13 protein-coding genes are annotated in these 13,551 nt (G+C 70.0%); 1 reads left to right on the top strand and 12 read right to left on the bottom strand.

Going from position 1 to position 13,551, the window contains the following annotated elements:
- Window positions 1-80: 80 nt before the first annotated feature.
- The 12 genes from ACIBUY_RS35620 to ACIBUY_RS35565 form a co-directional block, all read right to left on the bottom strand.
- Window positions 81-2,885, bottom strand: a complete 2,805-nt coding sequence (locus ACIBUY_RS35620; protein WP_399154851.1) for a DEAD/DEAH box helicase — start codon at window positions 2,883-2,885, stop codon at window positions 81-83.
- Window positions 2,886-2,928: 43 nt separating this feature from the next.
- Window positions 2,929-3,834 carry a diacylglycerol kinase gene (locus tag ACIBUY_RS35615; protein WP_399154850.1) on the bottom strand — a complete coding sequence of 302 codons (906 nt, stop codon included), beginning with the start codon at window positions 3,832-3,834 and terminating at the stop codon, window positions 2,929-2,931.
- Window positions 3,835-3,877: 43 nt separating this feature from the next.
- The gene (gene tatC / locus ACIBUY_RS35610) at window positions 3,878-4,780 is read right to left on the bottom strand and encodes a twin-arginine translocase subunit TatC (RefSeq protein WP_399154915.1); all 903 of its coding nucleotides are present in this window, start codon (window positions 4,778-4,780) and stop codon (window positions 3,878-3,880) included.
- Between the two features lie 109 nt (window positions 4,781-4,889).
- Window positions 4,890-5,177, bottom strand: a complete 288-nt coding sequence (gene tatA, locus ACIBUY_RS35605; RefSeq protein WP_365577071.1) for a Sec-independent protein translocase subunit TatA — start codon at window positions 5,175-5,177, stop codon at window positions 4,890-4,892.
- A 259-nt stretch (window positions 5,178-5,436) separates the two neighbouring features.
- On the bottom strand, window positions 5,437-5,634 hold the full coding sequence (locus tag ACIBUY_RS35600; protein ID WP_365577069.1) for a hypothetical protein: 198 nt from the start codon (window positions 5,632-5,634) through the stop codon (window positions 5,437-5,439).
- 9 nt (window positions 5,635-5,643) lie between these two features.
- Window positions 5,644-5,925 (bottom strand): hypothetical protein, encoded by a 282-nt coding sequence (locus ACIBUY_RS35595; protein ID WP_365577067.1) that lies wholly within the window; start codon window positions 5,923-5,925, stop codon window positions 5,644-5,646.
- 73 nt (window positions 5,926-5,998) lie between these two features.
- Complete coding sequence (locus ACIBUY_RS35590) at window positions 5,999-6,955, bottom strand: WYL domain-containing protein (protein ID WP_365577065.1); 957 nt, start codon at window positions 6,953-6,955, stop codon at window positions 5,999-6,001.
- Between the two features lie 16 nt (window positions 6,956-6,971).
- A complete protein-coding gene (locus tag ACIBUY_RS35585; RefSeq protein ID WP_365577063.1) occupies window positions 6,972-7,925 on the bottom strand; it encodes a WYL domain-containing protein in 954 nt (317 codons plus the stop codon).
- A 141-nt stretch (window positions 7,926-8,066) separates the two neighbouring features.
- Window positions 8,067-8,441 carry an FKBP-type peptidyl-prolyl cis-trans isomerase gene (locus ACIBUY_RS35580; RefSeq protein ID WP_365577061.1) on the bottom strand — a complete coding sequence of 125 codons (375 nt, stop codon included), beginning with the start codon at window positions 8,439-8,441 and terminating at the stop codon, window positions 8,067-8,069.
- 88 nt (window positions 8,442-8,529) lie between these two features.
- The gene (locus ACIBUY_RS35575; protein WP_399154849.1) at window positions 8,530-9,555 is read right to left on the bottom strand and encodes an FKBP-type peptidyl-prolyl cis-trans isomerase; all 1,026 of its coding nucleotides are present in this window, start codon (window positions 9,553-9,555) and stop codon (window positions 8,530-8,532) included.
- Window positions 9,556-9,693: 138 nt separating this feature from the next.
- Entirely contained in the window at window positions 9,694-11,055 is a 1,362-nt protein-coding gene (pafA, locus tag ACIBUY_RS35570; protein ID WP_365577057.1) for a Pup--protein ligase, read from the bottom strand.
- 9 nt (window positions 11,056-11,064) lie between these two features.
- Window positions 11,065-12,333 carry an MFS transporter gene (locus ACIBUY_RS35565; protein ID WP_365577055.1) on the bottom strand — a complete coding sequence of 423 codons (1,269 nt, stop codon included), beginning with the start codon at window positions 12,331-12,333 and terminating at the stop codon, window positions 11,065-11,067.
- A 129-nt stretch (window positions 12,334-12,462) separates the two neighbouring features.
- Here ACIBUY_RS35565 and ACIBUY_RS35560 point away from each other — a divergent pair, with 129 nt between their 5' ends.
- Entirely contained in the window at window positions 12,463-13,503 is a 1,041-nt protein-coding gene (locus ACIBUY_RS35560; RefSeq protein WP_365577053.1) for a LacI family DNA-binding transcriptional regulator, read from the top strand.
- The last annotated feature ends 48 nt before the right edge of the window (window positions 13,504-13,551 follow it).

Below are 13,551 nucleotides of genomic sequence, written 5' to 3'. Positions count from 1 at the left end.
ACACGCACACAGCAGAGGAGCCCCTGCCGGCAAAGCAGGGGCTCCTCACTCACACAGGCTGCACAGGGCAGCGGCCGGGTCTAGCCCACCGACGAGTAGGCGACGACCCCGCGCAACACCGCATCCACGGCCTTGCGCGCGTTCCGGCCCACGGTGGAACCGGAGGGCGCCGCGGCCGCGATCTGCCCGAGCACGTCGATGACCTGCTTGCACCACCGCACGAAGTCCCCGGCCGGCATGTCCGCCTCCCGCAGCACCTCGTCGAGCCCCTTGCCGGAGGCCCACTCGTACGCGGCCCAGGCGAAGCCGAGATCCGGTTCGCGCTGGCCCACGCCCTCGGCCTGGTTGATCCGGAACTCCTCCTCGAGGGCGTCGAGCCGCCCCCAGATCCGCACCATCTCGCCGAGCGCGGCCTTCGCCTTGCCGGAGGGCACCTTCGGCGCGAGCGCGTCGTCGGCCTGCCTGGCCTCGAACACCAACGCCGAGACGCACGCGGCCAGTTCGGCCGGGTTCAGGTCCTCCCAGACCCCGTCGCGCAGGCACTCGCTGGCCAGCAGATCGAGCTCGCCGTACAGCCGGGCGAGGCGCTTGCCGTGCTCGGTGACCTCGTCGCCGCGCAGATAGTCCATCTCGGTCAGCAGCTTGACGATGCGGTCGAAGGTGCGCGCGATGGTGTTCGTGCGGCCCTCGATGCGCCGCTCCAGCTGCACGGTGTCACGCCGCAGCCGGTAGTAGCGCTCGGCCCAGCGGGCGTGGTCCTCGCGCTCGTCGCAGCCATGGCAGGGGTGCGCCCGCAGCGCGGCCCGCAGCCGCGTGATCTCCCGGTCGTCGGCGGCCTGGGAGCGGCCCTTCCTGTGCCGGTCGGGCACGATGTGCCCGGCCTTGGTCCGCAGGGCGGACGCGAGGTCCCGCCGCGACTGCGGCGACCGGGGGTTGAAGGACTTGGGGATCCGCATCCGCTCCAGCGCCTCGACCGGCACGGGGAAGTCGATGGACGCGAGCCGCTTGACCTGCCGCTCGGCGGTCAGCACCAACGGCCTTGGCCCGTCGTGGTGTTCGAACCCCCGGTGCCCGTTGGACCGCCCCGCCGGCAGCCCTGGATCGAGGACCAGGGCGAGACCCGCGAACTTGCCCGTCGGCACGTGGATGACGTCGCCCGGCTTGAGCTTCTCCAGTGCGGCGGCGGCCTGCACCCGGCGCTGGGCCGCGCCCTGCTTGGCCAGCTCGGTCTCGCGGTCCTTCAGGTCACGGCGCAGTCGCGCGTACTCCTCGAAGTCCCCGAGGTGGCAGGTCATGGACTCCTTGTAGCCCTCGAGCCCCTCCTCGTTCTTCTGGACCTGCCGCGAGATCCCGACGACGGACTTGTCGGCCTGGAACTGCGCGAAGGACGTCTCGAGCAGCTCCCTGGACCGGTGCCGCCCGAACTGCTCGACCAGATTGACCGCCATGTTGTACGACGGCTTGAAGCTGGACTTGAGCGGGTACGTGCGCGTGCCCGCGAGTCCGGCCAGGTGCTCGGGGCTGAAGCCGCGCTGCCACAGCACGACCGCATGCCCCTCGACATCGATGCCACGGCGGCCGGCGCGCCCGGTCAGCTGGGTGTACTCGCCCGGGGTGATGTCGGCGTGCTGCTCCCCGTTCCACTTGACCAGCTTCTCCAACACCACTGATCTGGCAGGCATGTTGATACCGAGGGCGAGTGTCTCCGTGGCGAACACGGCCTTCACCAGGCCCCGTACGAACAGCTCCTCCACGACCTCCTTGAAGGTCGGCAGCATGCCCGCGTGGTGCGCGGCGATGCCCCGCTCGAGACCCTCGAGCCACTCGTAGTACCCCAGGACGTGCAGGTCCTCGTCCGGGATCGAGGCGGTCCGCTCCTCGACGATCTCCCGCACCCTGGCCCGCGCCGCGTCGTCGTTCAGCCGCAGCCCGGCGAACAGGCACTGCTGGACGGCCGCCTCGCAGGCGGCGCGGCTGAAGATGAAGGTGATGGCGGGCAGCAGGCCCTCGGAGTCGAGCCGCTCGATGACCTCGGGACGGCCGGGCGTCCAGATCCGGGACCGCTGTCTGCGCTCGCGCTCCCGGTCCGCCTCGCGCATGTGCCGCCCGCGCCGCCGGTCCTGGTACGAGGGACGGCTCGCCTCCATGCGCGCCATCCGCGTGAGGTCGGGGTTGACGGCCTTCTTCTGGCCCTCGCCCTCCTCGAAGAGGTCGTACATCCGGCGCCCGGCGAGCACGTGCTGGAACAGCGGCACGGGACGGTGCTCGGAGACGATCACCTCGGTGTCGCCGCGCACGGTGTCGAGCCAGTCGCCGAACTCCTCCGCGTTCGACACCGTGGCCGACAGCGATACGAGCGTCACGGACTCCTGGAGGTGGATGATCACCTCTTCCCAGACGGCGCCCCGGAAGCGGTCGGAGAGGTAGTGCACCTCGTCCATGACCACGTAGCCGAGATTGATCAGCGACTGCGAGCCCGCATACAGCATGTTCCGCAGCACCTCGGTGGTCATGACGACCACCGGCGCATCACTGTTCACACTGTTGTCGCCGGTCAGCAGGCCGACCTTGTCGGAGCCGTAACGCTTGGCGAGGTCCTGGTACTTCTGGTTCGACAGCGCCTTGATGGGTGTCGTGTAGAAGCACTTCTTGCCCTGCTGGAGGGCGAGGTGCACGGCGAATTCGCCGACGATCGTCTTGCCGGAGCCGGTGGGCGCGGCCACCAGAACGCCCTTGCCCGCCTCGAGTGCCTGACACGCCTCGATCTGGAAGGGGTCGAGGCCGAAGTCGTACATCTCGCGGAAGGAAGCGAGCGCGGTGGCCTGCTCGGCGGCCCGCTGACGGGCTGCCGCGTACCGCTCGGCCGGTGAGAGGTCCTCTGTCATCGTGCTTTCGAGCCTACCGGCCCCCACTGACATCGGACGATCATTATCCGGTAAGGCCCTCCCCGGTGAGGACCCGCACGGCCCCCGGCACACACTCCGCGACCAGCGGCAGCGGCCCCACCGGCTCCCCGTCCGCGTATCCCGTGATGTCCTCGGCCATGAGCTCGACGCGCGCCGCCCGGTACACGCTCACCTTCGGATGGGTGAGATGCGTGCCCTTGTAGACGCGCGGGAACACCCGCAGCAGCGTCGTACGCGAGCAGTCCCCCACCACGGTCACGTCGAAGAGGCCGTCGCTCATGTCGGCGTCGGCGCAGATCCGCATCCCGCCCCCGTACGACGTGCCGTTGCCGACGGCGACGAGGGTCGCGGCGATCTCGCGTACGGAACCGTCGTCGAGCGTCAGCCGGAACGGCACCGGCTTGAAGGCGGCCAGTTCGGCCACGATCGCCAGGTCGTACTTGAACCGGCCGAGCGGCAGCCGCATCCGGTTGCCCCGGTCGTTGACCCGCGAGTCGAACCCGGAGGCGAGCACCGTGCCGAACCAGTGGTCGCCGATCCGCCCCAGGTCGATGTCCCGGATCAGCGAGCCCTTGAGCGCCTCGGCGACCAGCGCGCCCGCGACAGCCGGCTCGCGCACGGGAAGCCCCAGGGAGCGCGCGAAGTCGTTGCCCGTGCCGACCGCGACCACCCCGAGCGGGGTGCGGGTCCCGGCGACGGCCTGCAGCGCGAGGTTCACCAGGCCGTCCCCGCCGACGGCCACCAGGGCACCGGTTCCCTCGGACACCGCGGCACGCGCGCGTACCAGGGCGTCGGCGGCGTCCTCGCCGATGACGGTCCGCACGGAGAAGCCGGCCGCCCGCAACGCAGAAGCGGCCGGCTGCGCAGCACCTGCGCCCCGGCCGCGTCCCGCGGTGGGATTGACGAAGAGGGTGATCTCACTGCTCACGGGCCGGACCCTAACAAGTGGCCTGTCGCGAACAGGAGTTGCCTCAGGTCACATCGTCGTAACCGTTGATCCGGTCGCTCTCGCCGGTCGACTGCTCGGGCACCCGCCCGGCCGACACCGACTCGACGTCGCCGATGTCCTCGGGCGTGAGGTCGAGGTCGGAGGCCTCGTCGTCGGCGGGACCCTCGGCGTCACGGCGCTTCCTGCGGCGGTCGTTCAGCAGGGAGAAGGCCGTCGCCGCGAAGTACAGGACCCAGATGGGGGCAGCGAGGGCCAGCATGGTCAGCGGGTCGGTGCTGGGCGTGGCGACGGCCGCGAACACCGTGATGCCCATGATCATCGCGCGCCACCAGCCGAGCATCCGCTTACCGGTGATGGCCCCGATGAGGTTCAGGAAGACCAGCAGGAGCGGCAGCTCGAAGGAGAGGCCGAAGACCAGCACCATGCGCAGGACGAGGTCGAGCAGGTCGTCCAGCGGCAACAGGTTGGAGGTGTTGTCCGGGGTGAACCCTATGAGGACCTTCGCCGTGGTCGGCAGCACCGTGTAGGCGAAGTAGGCACCGCACAGGAAGAGCGGCACGCCCGTACCCACGAAGGAGTAGGCGTACTTCTTCTCGTGCTTGTGCAGGCCCGGCGCGATGAAGCCCCACAGCTGGTACAGCCACACCGGCGAGGCGAACACCACACCGGCCATCAACGACACCTTCAGGGCCAGCGTGAAGGGCGTCAGCAGACCGTTGACCGTGATCTGCGCGCAGTGCGCGTCCTTGACCTTCGCCAGCTCCGAGAAGTTGTGCTCGCAGCCGATCGAGTCGAGGATCGGCCGCGTGATCAAGTTGATGATGTCGTTGTAGTAGAAGGCGGCGACGACCGTGATGGCGACGATGGCCAGCAGCGCCTTCGCGAGCCGGTTGCGCAACTCACGCAGGTGATCCGCGAGCGGCATCCGCCCCTCGGGGTCCTTCTCCTGCTTGCGGGCAGACTTGGGCAACCCACGTCCTCATCTCGTGCGGCAGGCCGCCGCGACGGGGGACGGCCTTAGAGTCAGCGCTTGATCAGCTCTTCGTGGTGTTGGTCGGCTCGGTCACCGGACGCGAGCTCGACACGTCGCCGGGGGCGGCCTGGATGGTGCGCTGGGCCGGGGGCGTGGTGTTGTCCTGCGGCTCTGCCGGGGCGGCCGAGGTGTCGTTGCCCTCGTTCTTCATCGCCTTGGCCTCGCTCTTGAGGATGCGGGCGGACTTGCCCAGCGAGCGCGCCATGTCCGGAAGCTTCTTCGCGCCGAACAGCAGGATGATCACGACGAGGATCAGGATGATCTCGGGTGCGCCGAGCTTTCCGAACATATCCGTTTACCTTCTCACTGAGGCGGCAGGGGCGGGACTGCCGGTACCGGTCGAACTTCGGACTGTTGTCCGACCACCGTGCTGGCAGCGATCGTATCCCGTGGGGGTAAACACGGGGCAATCCCTGTGCGTACTCCCAGTTGCGGCCCGCGCCTCACTCCCAGGCCGCACACAGGAGCGTACCCGGCGAACCTGGCACACCGACAGGCCACAGCGGTAAAGCGCTTTCCATCAAGTCCCGGAAAACACAGGTCAGAGGTCAGCGGACCTCGCCACCGGCCTTCGCCACGCTCACTGCGGCCTGCTCCAGCTCCTCGGCCGCGCGGTTGATCTGCCGTGTGGTGTCGGCGACTTGGCGCCCGAGGCGCTGCGCCTCCACGAACACCTTGATCGCGAGGACGGCCAGCACAGCAAGTCCTACGAAACCCACAGCCACGGCCAGCATCGCCCAGAACATGCGCCGAGCCTAGACGGTCTGGTGGAGGCGGAGCGTACGCACCCCGCCACCGGTGAGGAGTTCGACGATGCGCTCGCCGGCGGGCTTGCGGACCGCGGCCTCGCACTCGGGGCAGGTGAACGAGTAGAAGGTGGTGCGGCTGCTGGCCCCGATCACCAACCGGAGCGCGGACGCGCCCAGTTCGAAGCGGGCACGGCAGTCCGGGCAGGCGGCCTTGAAGACGACGGGCGCCGGTGCGGCGACCGTGGCGGACAGTCCGGCGGCATCAGCGAAACCGGTGGCACCAGTCATTTCGAGCACCTTGTACCTTTCGTCCGTTCTGCGCCATACGTTCCCGGGGCCGGCCGGGGCGTGCCCAACTGCCTCACGCCGCCCCGTCGTACGCGGCCAGTGCCTCCCGCGCCGCGTCCCGCGCGCTCGTGGCGAGCGCGGCCGGGGCGACGATGTGCCCGTCCCGGCCCAGGCGCAGCGCGAGCCGCCGCAGGGAGGAGGGGTCGGGCGTACGCAACGTGATCCGCAGACCACCGTCCGCCAACTCCTCGGCGCTGTCGTGCGGGTAGTACTCGGCGACCCAGCGCCCGCCGGGTCCGACCTCGACGACGACCTCGGGGTCCTCGGCGGCGGGCTGCACAAGTCCCTCGGAAAGATCACGCAGTTCGATCTCGGGAGGCGCGGACGACTCCTCCAGGACCTTGATCTCGGCGACCCGGTCGAGCCGGAACGTACGCCGCGCCTCGGACCTGCGACACCACGCCTCTACGTAGGTGTGGCCGACGGAGACGAGCCGGATCGGGTCGATCTCCCGCTCGGTGACCTCGTCGCGTGCGGGCGAGTAGTAGCGGATCCACAGCCGGCGCCGCTCGGAGATCGCCCGGTCGACGTCGGCGAAGACACCGCCCTCGGACTCGAACGTGACGTTCAGGCGTGCACTCGCCCCGGCCACCTCGCCGGCCGCCGCCTCCAGCTTCGCGGTCGCCCGCAGCAGCGCGAGCCGGTCGCTCTCGCGCAGCCCGGGCAGGGTGGCCACGGCACGCGCCGCGACCAGCAGCGCGGTCGCCTCGTCGGCGGCGATCCGCAGCGGCTCGGCGACGTCGTCCGGGTTGTGCCACCAGATGCGGTCGCCGTCGGTGTCGATGTCGAGGAGGTCACCGCCGCGGAAGCTCGTCCCGCACAGCGGCAGCACGTCCAGGTCGGAGATCAGCTCGTCCTGGGTGATCCCGAAGGCCCGGGCCACGTCCTCCACGCGCGCGCCGGGGCGCTCGCGCAGGTACGTGACCAGGGACAGCATCCGCCGGGTCTGGTCGATGGCGTTCGAGGCCATGTCTGTCGGTGTCCCCTCAGCCCTTGGCCACGGCACGCAGCCGGTCCACGACGTCGGCCCGCAGCTCCGCGGGCTCGAGCACGACCACGTCGGGGCCGAACTCCACGAGCCAGGCGTCGAGCCCGTGCCCGTACGGAATCTCCAACTCGTCCCAGCCGTCGCCCAGTTCACGTACGGAAACGGCCTTGGCGCGCAGCGGATACCCGGAGCCCGTCCGCAGCCGGATCAACGCGGAGCGCGTGGCCATCTCCCCCGCCCAGCTCGCGACGGTCTCCCGCACGGTCACCACGTCCGGCACCTGTGCCTTGAACTGCCCGGCGCGCGAGCGCACCTTCCCGGTGATCCGCGACAGCCGGAAGACGCGCTCGGCCTCCCGGTCGCGGTCCCAGCCCGCCAGGTACCAGTGGCCGCGCCAGCACTCCAGGGCCCACGGCTCGACGTGCCGGGGTTCGGGCCTGGCGGCCGTCGCCTTGCGGTAGTCGAAGACGACGGGGCGCCGGTCGCGACAGGCCAGCATCAGCGGTTCGAAGGACGCCTCGTGCACGGGGATCCGGGGTTCGAGCGCACCGTGGCTCTCGTACGGGTCCACGTCCTCGGGCATCCCGGCGGCGCGCAGCTTCTGCAGGGCGCCGCTCGCGGCACCGGCGAGCCGGGCCTGCTGCCACACCTTCGCCGCGAGGCCGAGGGCCGCGGCCTCCTCCCCGTCGAGCGTGACGGGCGGCAGGCGGTTGCTGTCCCGGCGGGCCAGATAGCCGACCTCGCCGTCCAGGTTCTCCACGGTCTCGATGACCAGGCCGAGCTCGCGCAGGTCGTCCTTGTCGCGCTCGAACATCCGGTTGAAGGAGTCGTCGCTGCCCGCTTCCAGGTAGGCCTCGATGGACCCCCGCAGCTCGCGCTTGCTGAGCGGACGCCGCGTCCCGAGCAGACACAGCGCCAGATTCATCAGCCGCTCGGCCTTGGCAATCGCCATCGACACCCTTCCCCTACAAAGCTCCCGACGGATGACCGTACCGCCCCGGCGTGTACGGGCAAAAGCCAGGGGCAAGGCGAAGGGCCCATGCCAGCAGGCATGGGCCCTCGTGCGACCGCTTGTGGTCGCGGCGCGACCGAATCAGACAGCGACCAGGTCACACACGAAGATCAGCGTCTCGCCGGGGGCGATGACACCGCCGCCGGCGCCGCGCTCACCGTACGCGAGGTGCGAGGGGATGATCAGCTGGCGACGGCCGCCGACCTTCATGCCCTGCACGCCCTTGTCCCAGCCCTGGATGACCTGGCCGGCGCCGAGCTGGAACTCCAGCGGGTTGCCGCGGTTCCAGGAAGCGTCGAACTCCTCGCCGGTGGAGAAGGCCACACCCACGTAGTGGACCTTGACGTAGTCGCCGGCCTTGGCCTCGGCGCCGTCGCCGACCCAGATGTCCTTGATCTCGAGGTCCGCCGGGGGCTCGCCGCCCGGGAAGTCGATCTCGGGCTTGTCGATGCTCACGTGAATTGCTCCTGCTTGTTGGCTGTTGGACAACCGGGACAGTCTGCCATCTCCTGGACGGCGTACCGAAGGACCCTCGGCAGGACGCTCAGTGCGCGGAGAGGATGTCGACCACGAACACCAGCGTCGAGTTCGCCGGCAGGGAGTCGCCCTGAGCCTGCTTGCCGTAGCCCTGGTCCGGCGGGATCACCAGCAGGACCCGGTCGCCGACGTGCTTGCCGACGATGCCCTTGTCCCAGCCCGGGATGACCTGGCCCTGGCCGATGGCCGTCGTGAACGGCTGGCCGCCGCGCTTCCAGGAGGAGTCGAACAGCTCGGCCTTCGCCTTGCCCGCGTTCTCCTTCCACACCGCACCGCTGTACTGCATGCTGACCGTCTGGCCGCTCTTGATCTCGGCGCCCTTGCCCTTGATCAGGACCTGGTCGACGAGCTTCGTCGGCGCGGCGCCCTTCGGCACGGAGATCGTGGCCGCCTCTTCCTTGTCGGCCTTGATCTGCGGCAGGTTCGAGGGGATCGCGGCCTGCGTGCCCTCGACCTTCTTCGGGACGACCTTGCCGACGTCGACGGCGAAGACGAGCGTGTCCGTGCCGGAGATGCCGACCTGCGGATTGCCCTGGCTGCCGTAGGCCGCGGCCGGCGGCGCCACGACGAGGACGCGGCTGCCCTCCTTCTGCCCGAGCACCGCCTGCGAGAACGCCGGAAGCTGGCCCTCCGCACCCGCGGTCACCATCTGGGGGCTGCCCTTCCCGTCGTACGTGGACCCGAGGTCCTTGGCACCCTTCCAGAGCTTGGCCGTGAAGTTCATCGTCACCAGGTCGTTCTTCTTGACCTCGGCGCCGTCGCCCTTGGACAGGGTGTGCACGACGAACTTGTCGCTCGGGTCGCCCTTGGGCAGCGTGATCGTGGCCTTCTTGCCGTACGCGCCCCCGGCCGTCGGCATCGGATCGGCACTGTCCACGGACTTGGGCACCGAGGCCGCCTGCGGCGACGCGGACGACGAGGAGGACGAGTCCGCCTTGTCCGCCGAATCCTTCTTGCCGTCGTCGCTGCCGCAGGCCGCCGCGGTCAGCGCCAGTGCCGGCACGATCAGTAGAGCTGCAAGTCGGCGTCGCACAGGAATCCTCAAGTCGCTCGAATACGGTCCGGCCACTCTAGGCCCTCGCACAGCTTTTCCAAGGGCGCGGATAGGGCCCCGTACGAATGATTCGTACGGGGCCCTTGGCCGGATTGGTCGAGCTCGCGCCCGTGTGACCTACATCCCGGCGATCAGCTTCTCCACCCGGTCGTCCACGCTCCGGAACGGGTCCTTGCACAGCACCGTGCGCTGCGCCTGGTCGTTCAGCTTCAGGTGCACCCAGTCGACCGTGAAATCACGGCGCTGCTCCTGGGCGCGGCGGATGAAGTCACCGCGCAGGCGCGCGCGCGTGGTCTGCGGCGGCACGGACTTGCCCTCGAAGATCTTCAGGTCGTTGCAGATCCTCGTCGCCTGGCCCTTCTTCTCCAGGAGGTAGTAGAGGCCACGACGGCGGTGGATGTCGTGGTACGCGAGGTCTATCTGCGCGACCCGCGGGTGCGACATGGTCATGTTGTGCTTGGCCCGGTACCGCTCGATGAGCTTGTACTTCATGACCCAGTCGATCTCTGTGCCGATGGCGTCGAGGTCCTCGGACTCGATCGAGTCGAGCGTGCGGCCCCACAGCTCGAGGACCTGGTCGACGGTGCCGGTGCGGATGCCCCGGCGCTCCACGAAGTCCACGGCCTTCTCGTAGTACTCGCGCTGCACCTCGAGGGCGGAGGCCTCGCGGCCGCTGGCCAGGCGCACCTTGCGCCGGCCCGTGATGTCGTGGCTGACCTCGCGGATCGCCCGGATCGGGTTCTCCAGGGTCAGGTCGCGCATCACCGTGCCCGCCTCGATCATGCGCAGCACGAGGTCGGTGGCACCGACCTTCAGGAGCATGGTCGTCTCGGACATGTTCGAGTCGCCGACGATGACGTGCAGCCTGCGGTAGCGCTCGGCGTCCGCGTGCGGCTCGTCGCGGGTGTTGATGATCGGCCGGGAGCGCGTCGTCGCGGAGCTGACGCCCTCCCAGATGTGCTCGGCGCGCTGGCTCACGCAGTACACGGCACCGCGCGGAGTCTGCAGCACCTTGCCCGCGCCGCACAGCAGCTGACGCGTGACCAGGAAGGGGATGAGGATGTCCGCGAGCCGCGAGAACTCCCCGTGCCGCGCCACCAGGTAATTCTCATGGCAGCCGTAGGAGTTTCCAGCCGAGTCGGTGTTGTTCTTGAACAGGTATACGTCGCCTGCGATTCCCTCCTCGTGCAGGCGGCGTTCGGCGTCGACGAGCAGGCCTTCCAGAATGCGCTCGCCCGCTTTGTCGTGGGTGACCAGCTCGGTCACGTTGTCACATTCCGGTGTTGCGTATTCCGGATGCGAACCCACGTCCAGATAGAGGCGGGCGCCGTTCCGCAGAAAGACATTGCTGCTGCGGCCCCATGACACGACACGGCGGAAGAGGTACCGCGCCACCTCGTCAGGTGACAGGCGGCGCTGTCCCCTAAACGTACATGTGACGCCGTACTCGTTCTCCAGCCCGAAAATGCGGCGGTCCATGACTGAACATTACGCCCGATCCCCCGAGCTGAAACGGGGTTCGACAGCACGGTTTGGATCATTTTCCGATGAGAGCGCGACACGCCCGGAGGTGCGAGGCTCCGTCAGCACCCGGCCCGTGGCCAGCAGCACGAGCAGCGCGACGGCGCCCGTGACGGCCGGCACGGCGAAGCCCCAGCGCGTGCCGCCCCACTCGACGACCGGGCCCGCCACGGCCGTTCCGACGCTCGCCCCGACCGTGAACGTGGTCACGAGCCACGAGAACGCCTCGGTCACGGTGCCCTGCGGCGCGTGCCGGTCGACGACGATGAACGCGCAGGCGATGCACGGCGCGAGGAACACCCCGGCGACCGCCGTGAGCGCCACCATCGCCACCGGCCCCGGCATGAGCGTCAACGGCACGTAGAACAGCGCCAGTAGAGCCACCAGCCACCGAAGTCGCGCCTCCGGAGGCCCACTCCACTGCCGCGCCCCGTACACCGTGCCGCCCACGAGGGCGCCGAGCCCGAGCGCCGCCATCATCCAGCCGTACACCGCGTTCGTCTCGGAGCCGCCGTTCCCGTCCGCGTACGACACCCCGGCCACCGTGATCGAACCGAGCGCGAGCCCGATGAACAGGAAGGCACCGAGCAGCACGAGCAGCCCCGGCGAGCGCAGCGCACCCAGCCAGTGCGCCTCGCGCGGCGCGGAACGCCACTCCCGCGACGGCTTCGACACCACGACCGACAGCGCGCCGAGGACACCGACCACGTTCAGAACGACGAGCGCGGCCTGCGCCGACCACAGCGACACGCACACCGTCACCAGCAACGGGCCGACGGTGAACATGACTTCCTGCGCGATCGCGTCCATCGCGTACGCCGTGTGCACCTGCTCCTCGCGCGGCAGCACGTTCGGCCACAGCGCACGCAGGCCGCCCTCGAGCGGCGGCGTGAACAGCCCGGCCGCGGCCACGGCCACGTACGACAGGGCGAGCGCGTCCGTGCCCGCGAACGCGAAGCCGGTCATCGCGAGCGCCGAGGCGATCGCCGCGGGCAGCTGCACCTTCGGCTGGCCCCGCAGGTCGACGAGGCGGCCGAGGACCGGCTGTCCGATCGCGTTCGCCACGCCGTACACCGCGGCGAGCGCACCCGCCAGGCTGTACGTGCCGCCCTGGTCCCGGATGAACAGCACGATGGCGATCGCCGCCGTGGCATTGGGCAGCCTGCCCACCAGCGTCCCCGTGAGCAGCCGCATCGCGTGCCGCGCCCTGAGGATCTCCGCATACCCCGCGGCCATCGCCCCACCCTGTCCATGGAAGTTTTACGTATAACGTCGCGGGGTTATACGTACCACGTACGCTGCAGTCAGGGCCACCCGATAACGTCGACCACCCCGGGCCCCGGGACGAAACACACGGAGGCAGCAGTGACCAGCGGTACGGACGGGACGGCGACCGGCCGCCCCACCAGCCGGGACGTGGCCCGTGCCGCGGGCGTCTCCCAGGCCGCCGTCTCCCTCGTCATGGGCGACAAGTGGCGTGGCCGCGTCTCCCCCGCCACCGCCGAACGCGTCCGCACCGCAGCACGCCGCCTCGGCTACCGCCCCAACCTCGCCGCTCGCAACCTCCGCCTCGGCCGCACCCGCACCGCGCTCCTCGTCGTCCCCGAACTCACCAACGAGTTCTTCGCAGGCGTCTACACGGGGGCCGCCCGCGTCGCCGCGCAGCACGACTTCGGCGTCGTCCTCTACCCCTCCCCCGCAGGCATCGGCCCCGCCCGCGACCCCTTCCCCTCCGCCCGCGCCGCGCTCGACGGCATCCTCGCCTCCTCGATGGCCGCCGACGCCCTCACGGCGCTGCGCGGCGACGACCTGCCCCTCGTCATGCTCGACAGCGACCCGGCCGGCAGCCACGGCGCCACCACGGTCAACCTCGACCTCACCGACGGCACCCGCCAGCTCACCGACCACCTGCTGGGCCTCGGCCACCGCCACTTCCTGCACCTCGCCTCGGCCGTCGACTCCTGGACCTTCGACGTACGCGCCGCCGAACTGGCCGCCCGCACCGCCCAGGTGCCCGGCACCACCGTCCGCACCGTGCGCTCCGCCCTCACCGTCGAAGCCGCCCTCGCCGCCACCGAACGAGCCCTCTACACCTCCGGCCTCACCCCGCCCACCGTCCTCGTCTGCGACGACGACAAGCTCGCCACCGGCGCCTACAAGGCCGCCCGCCGCATGGGCCTGCGCATCCCCGAGCAGCTCTCCGTGACCGGCTTCGACGACCTCTCCCTGGCCACCGCCGTCGAACCCGAACTCACCACCGTGCGCCTGCCCGCCGAGGAATTCGGCGAACGCGGCATGGCCGCCCTCATCGCCGTCCTCGAAGGCCGCGAGCCCGAAACCGCCCCGCTCCCCGTCAAGTTGATCGTCCGCGGCTCCACGGCACCACCACCGCGCACCGAGTCCTGACATGCGTGTGCCCCGGCCGGTTCGCGAACCGGCCGGGGCACACGCACA

The organism is Streptomyces sp. NPDC050085 (genome assembly GCF_044460595.1).
Lineage (GTDB): Bacteria > Actinomycetota > Actinomycetes > Streptomycetales > Streptomycetaceae > Streptomyces.
This window is presented reverse-complemented; position numbering and strand designations above follow the sequence as displayed.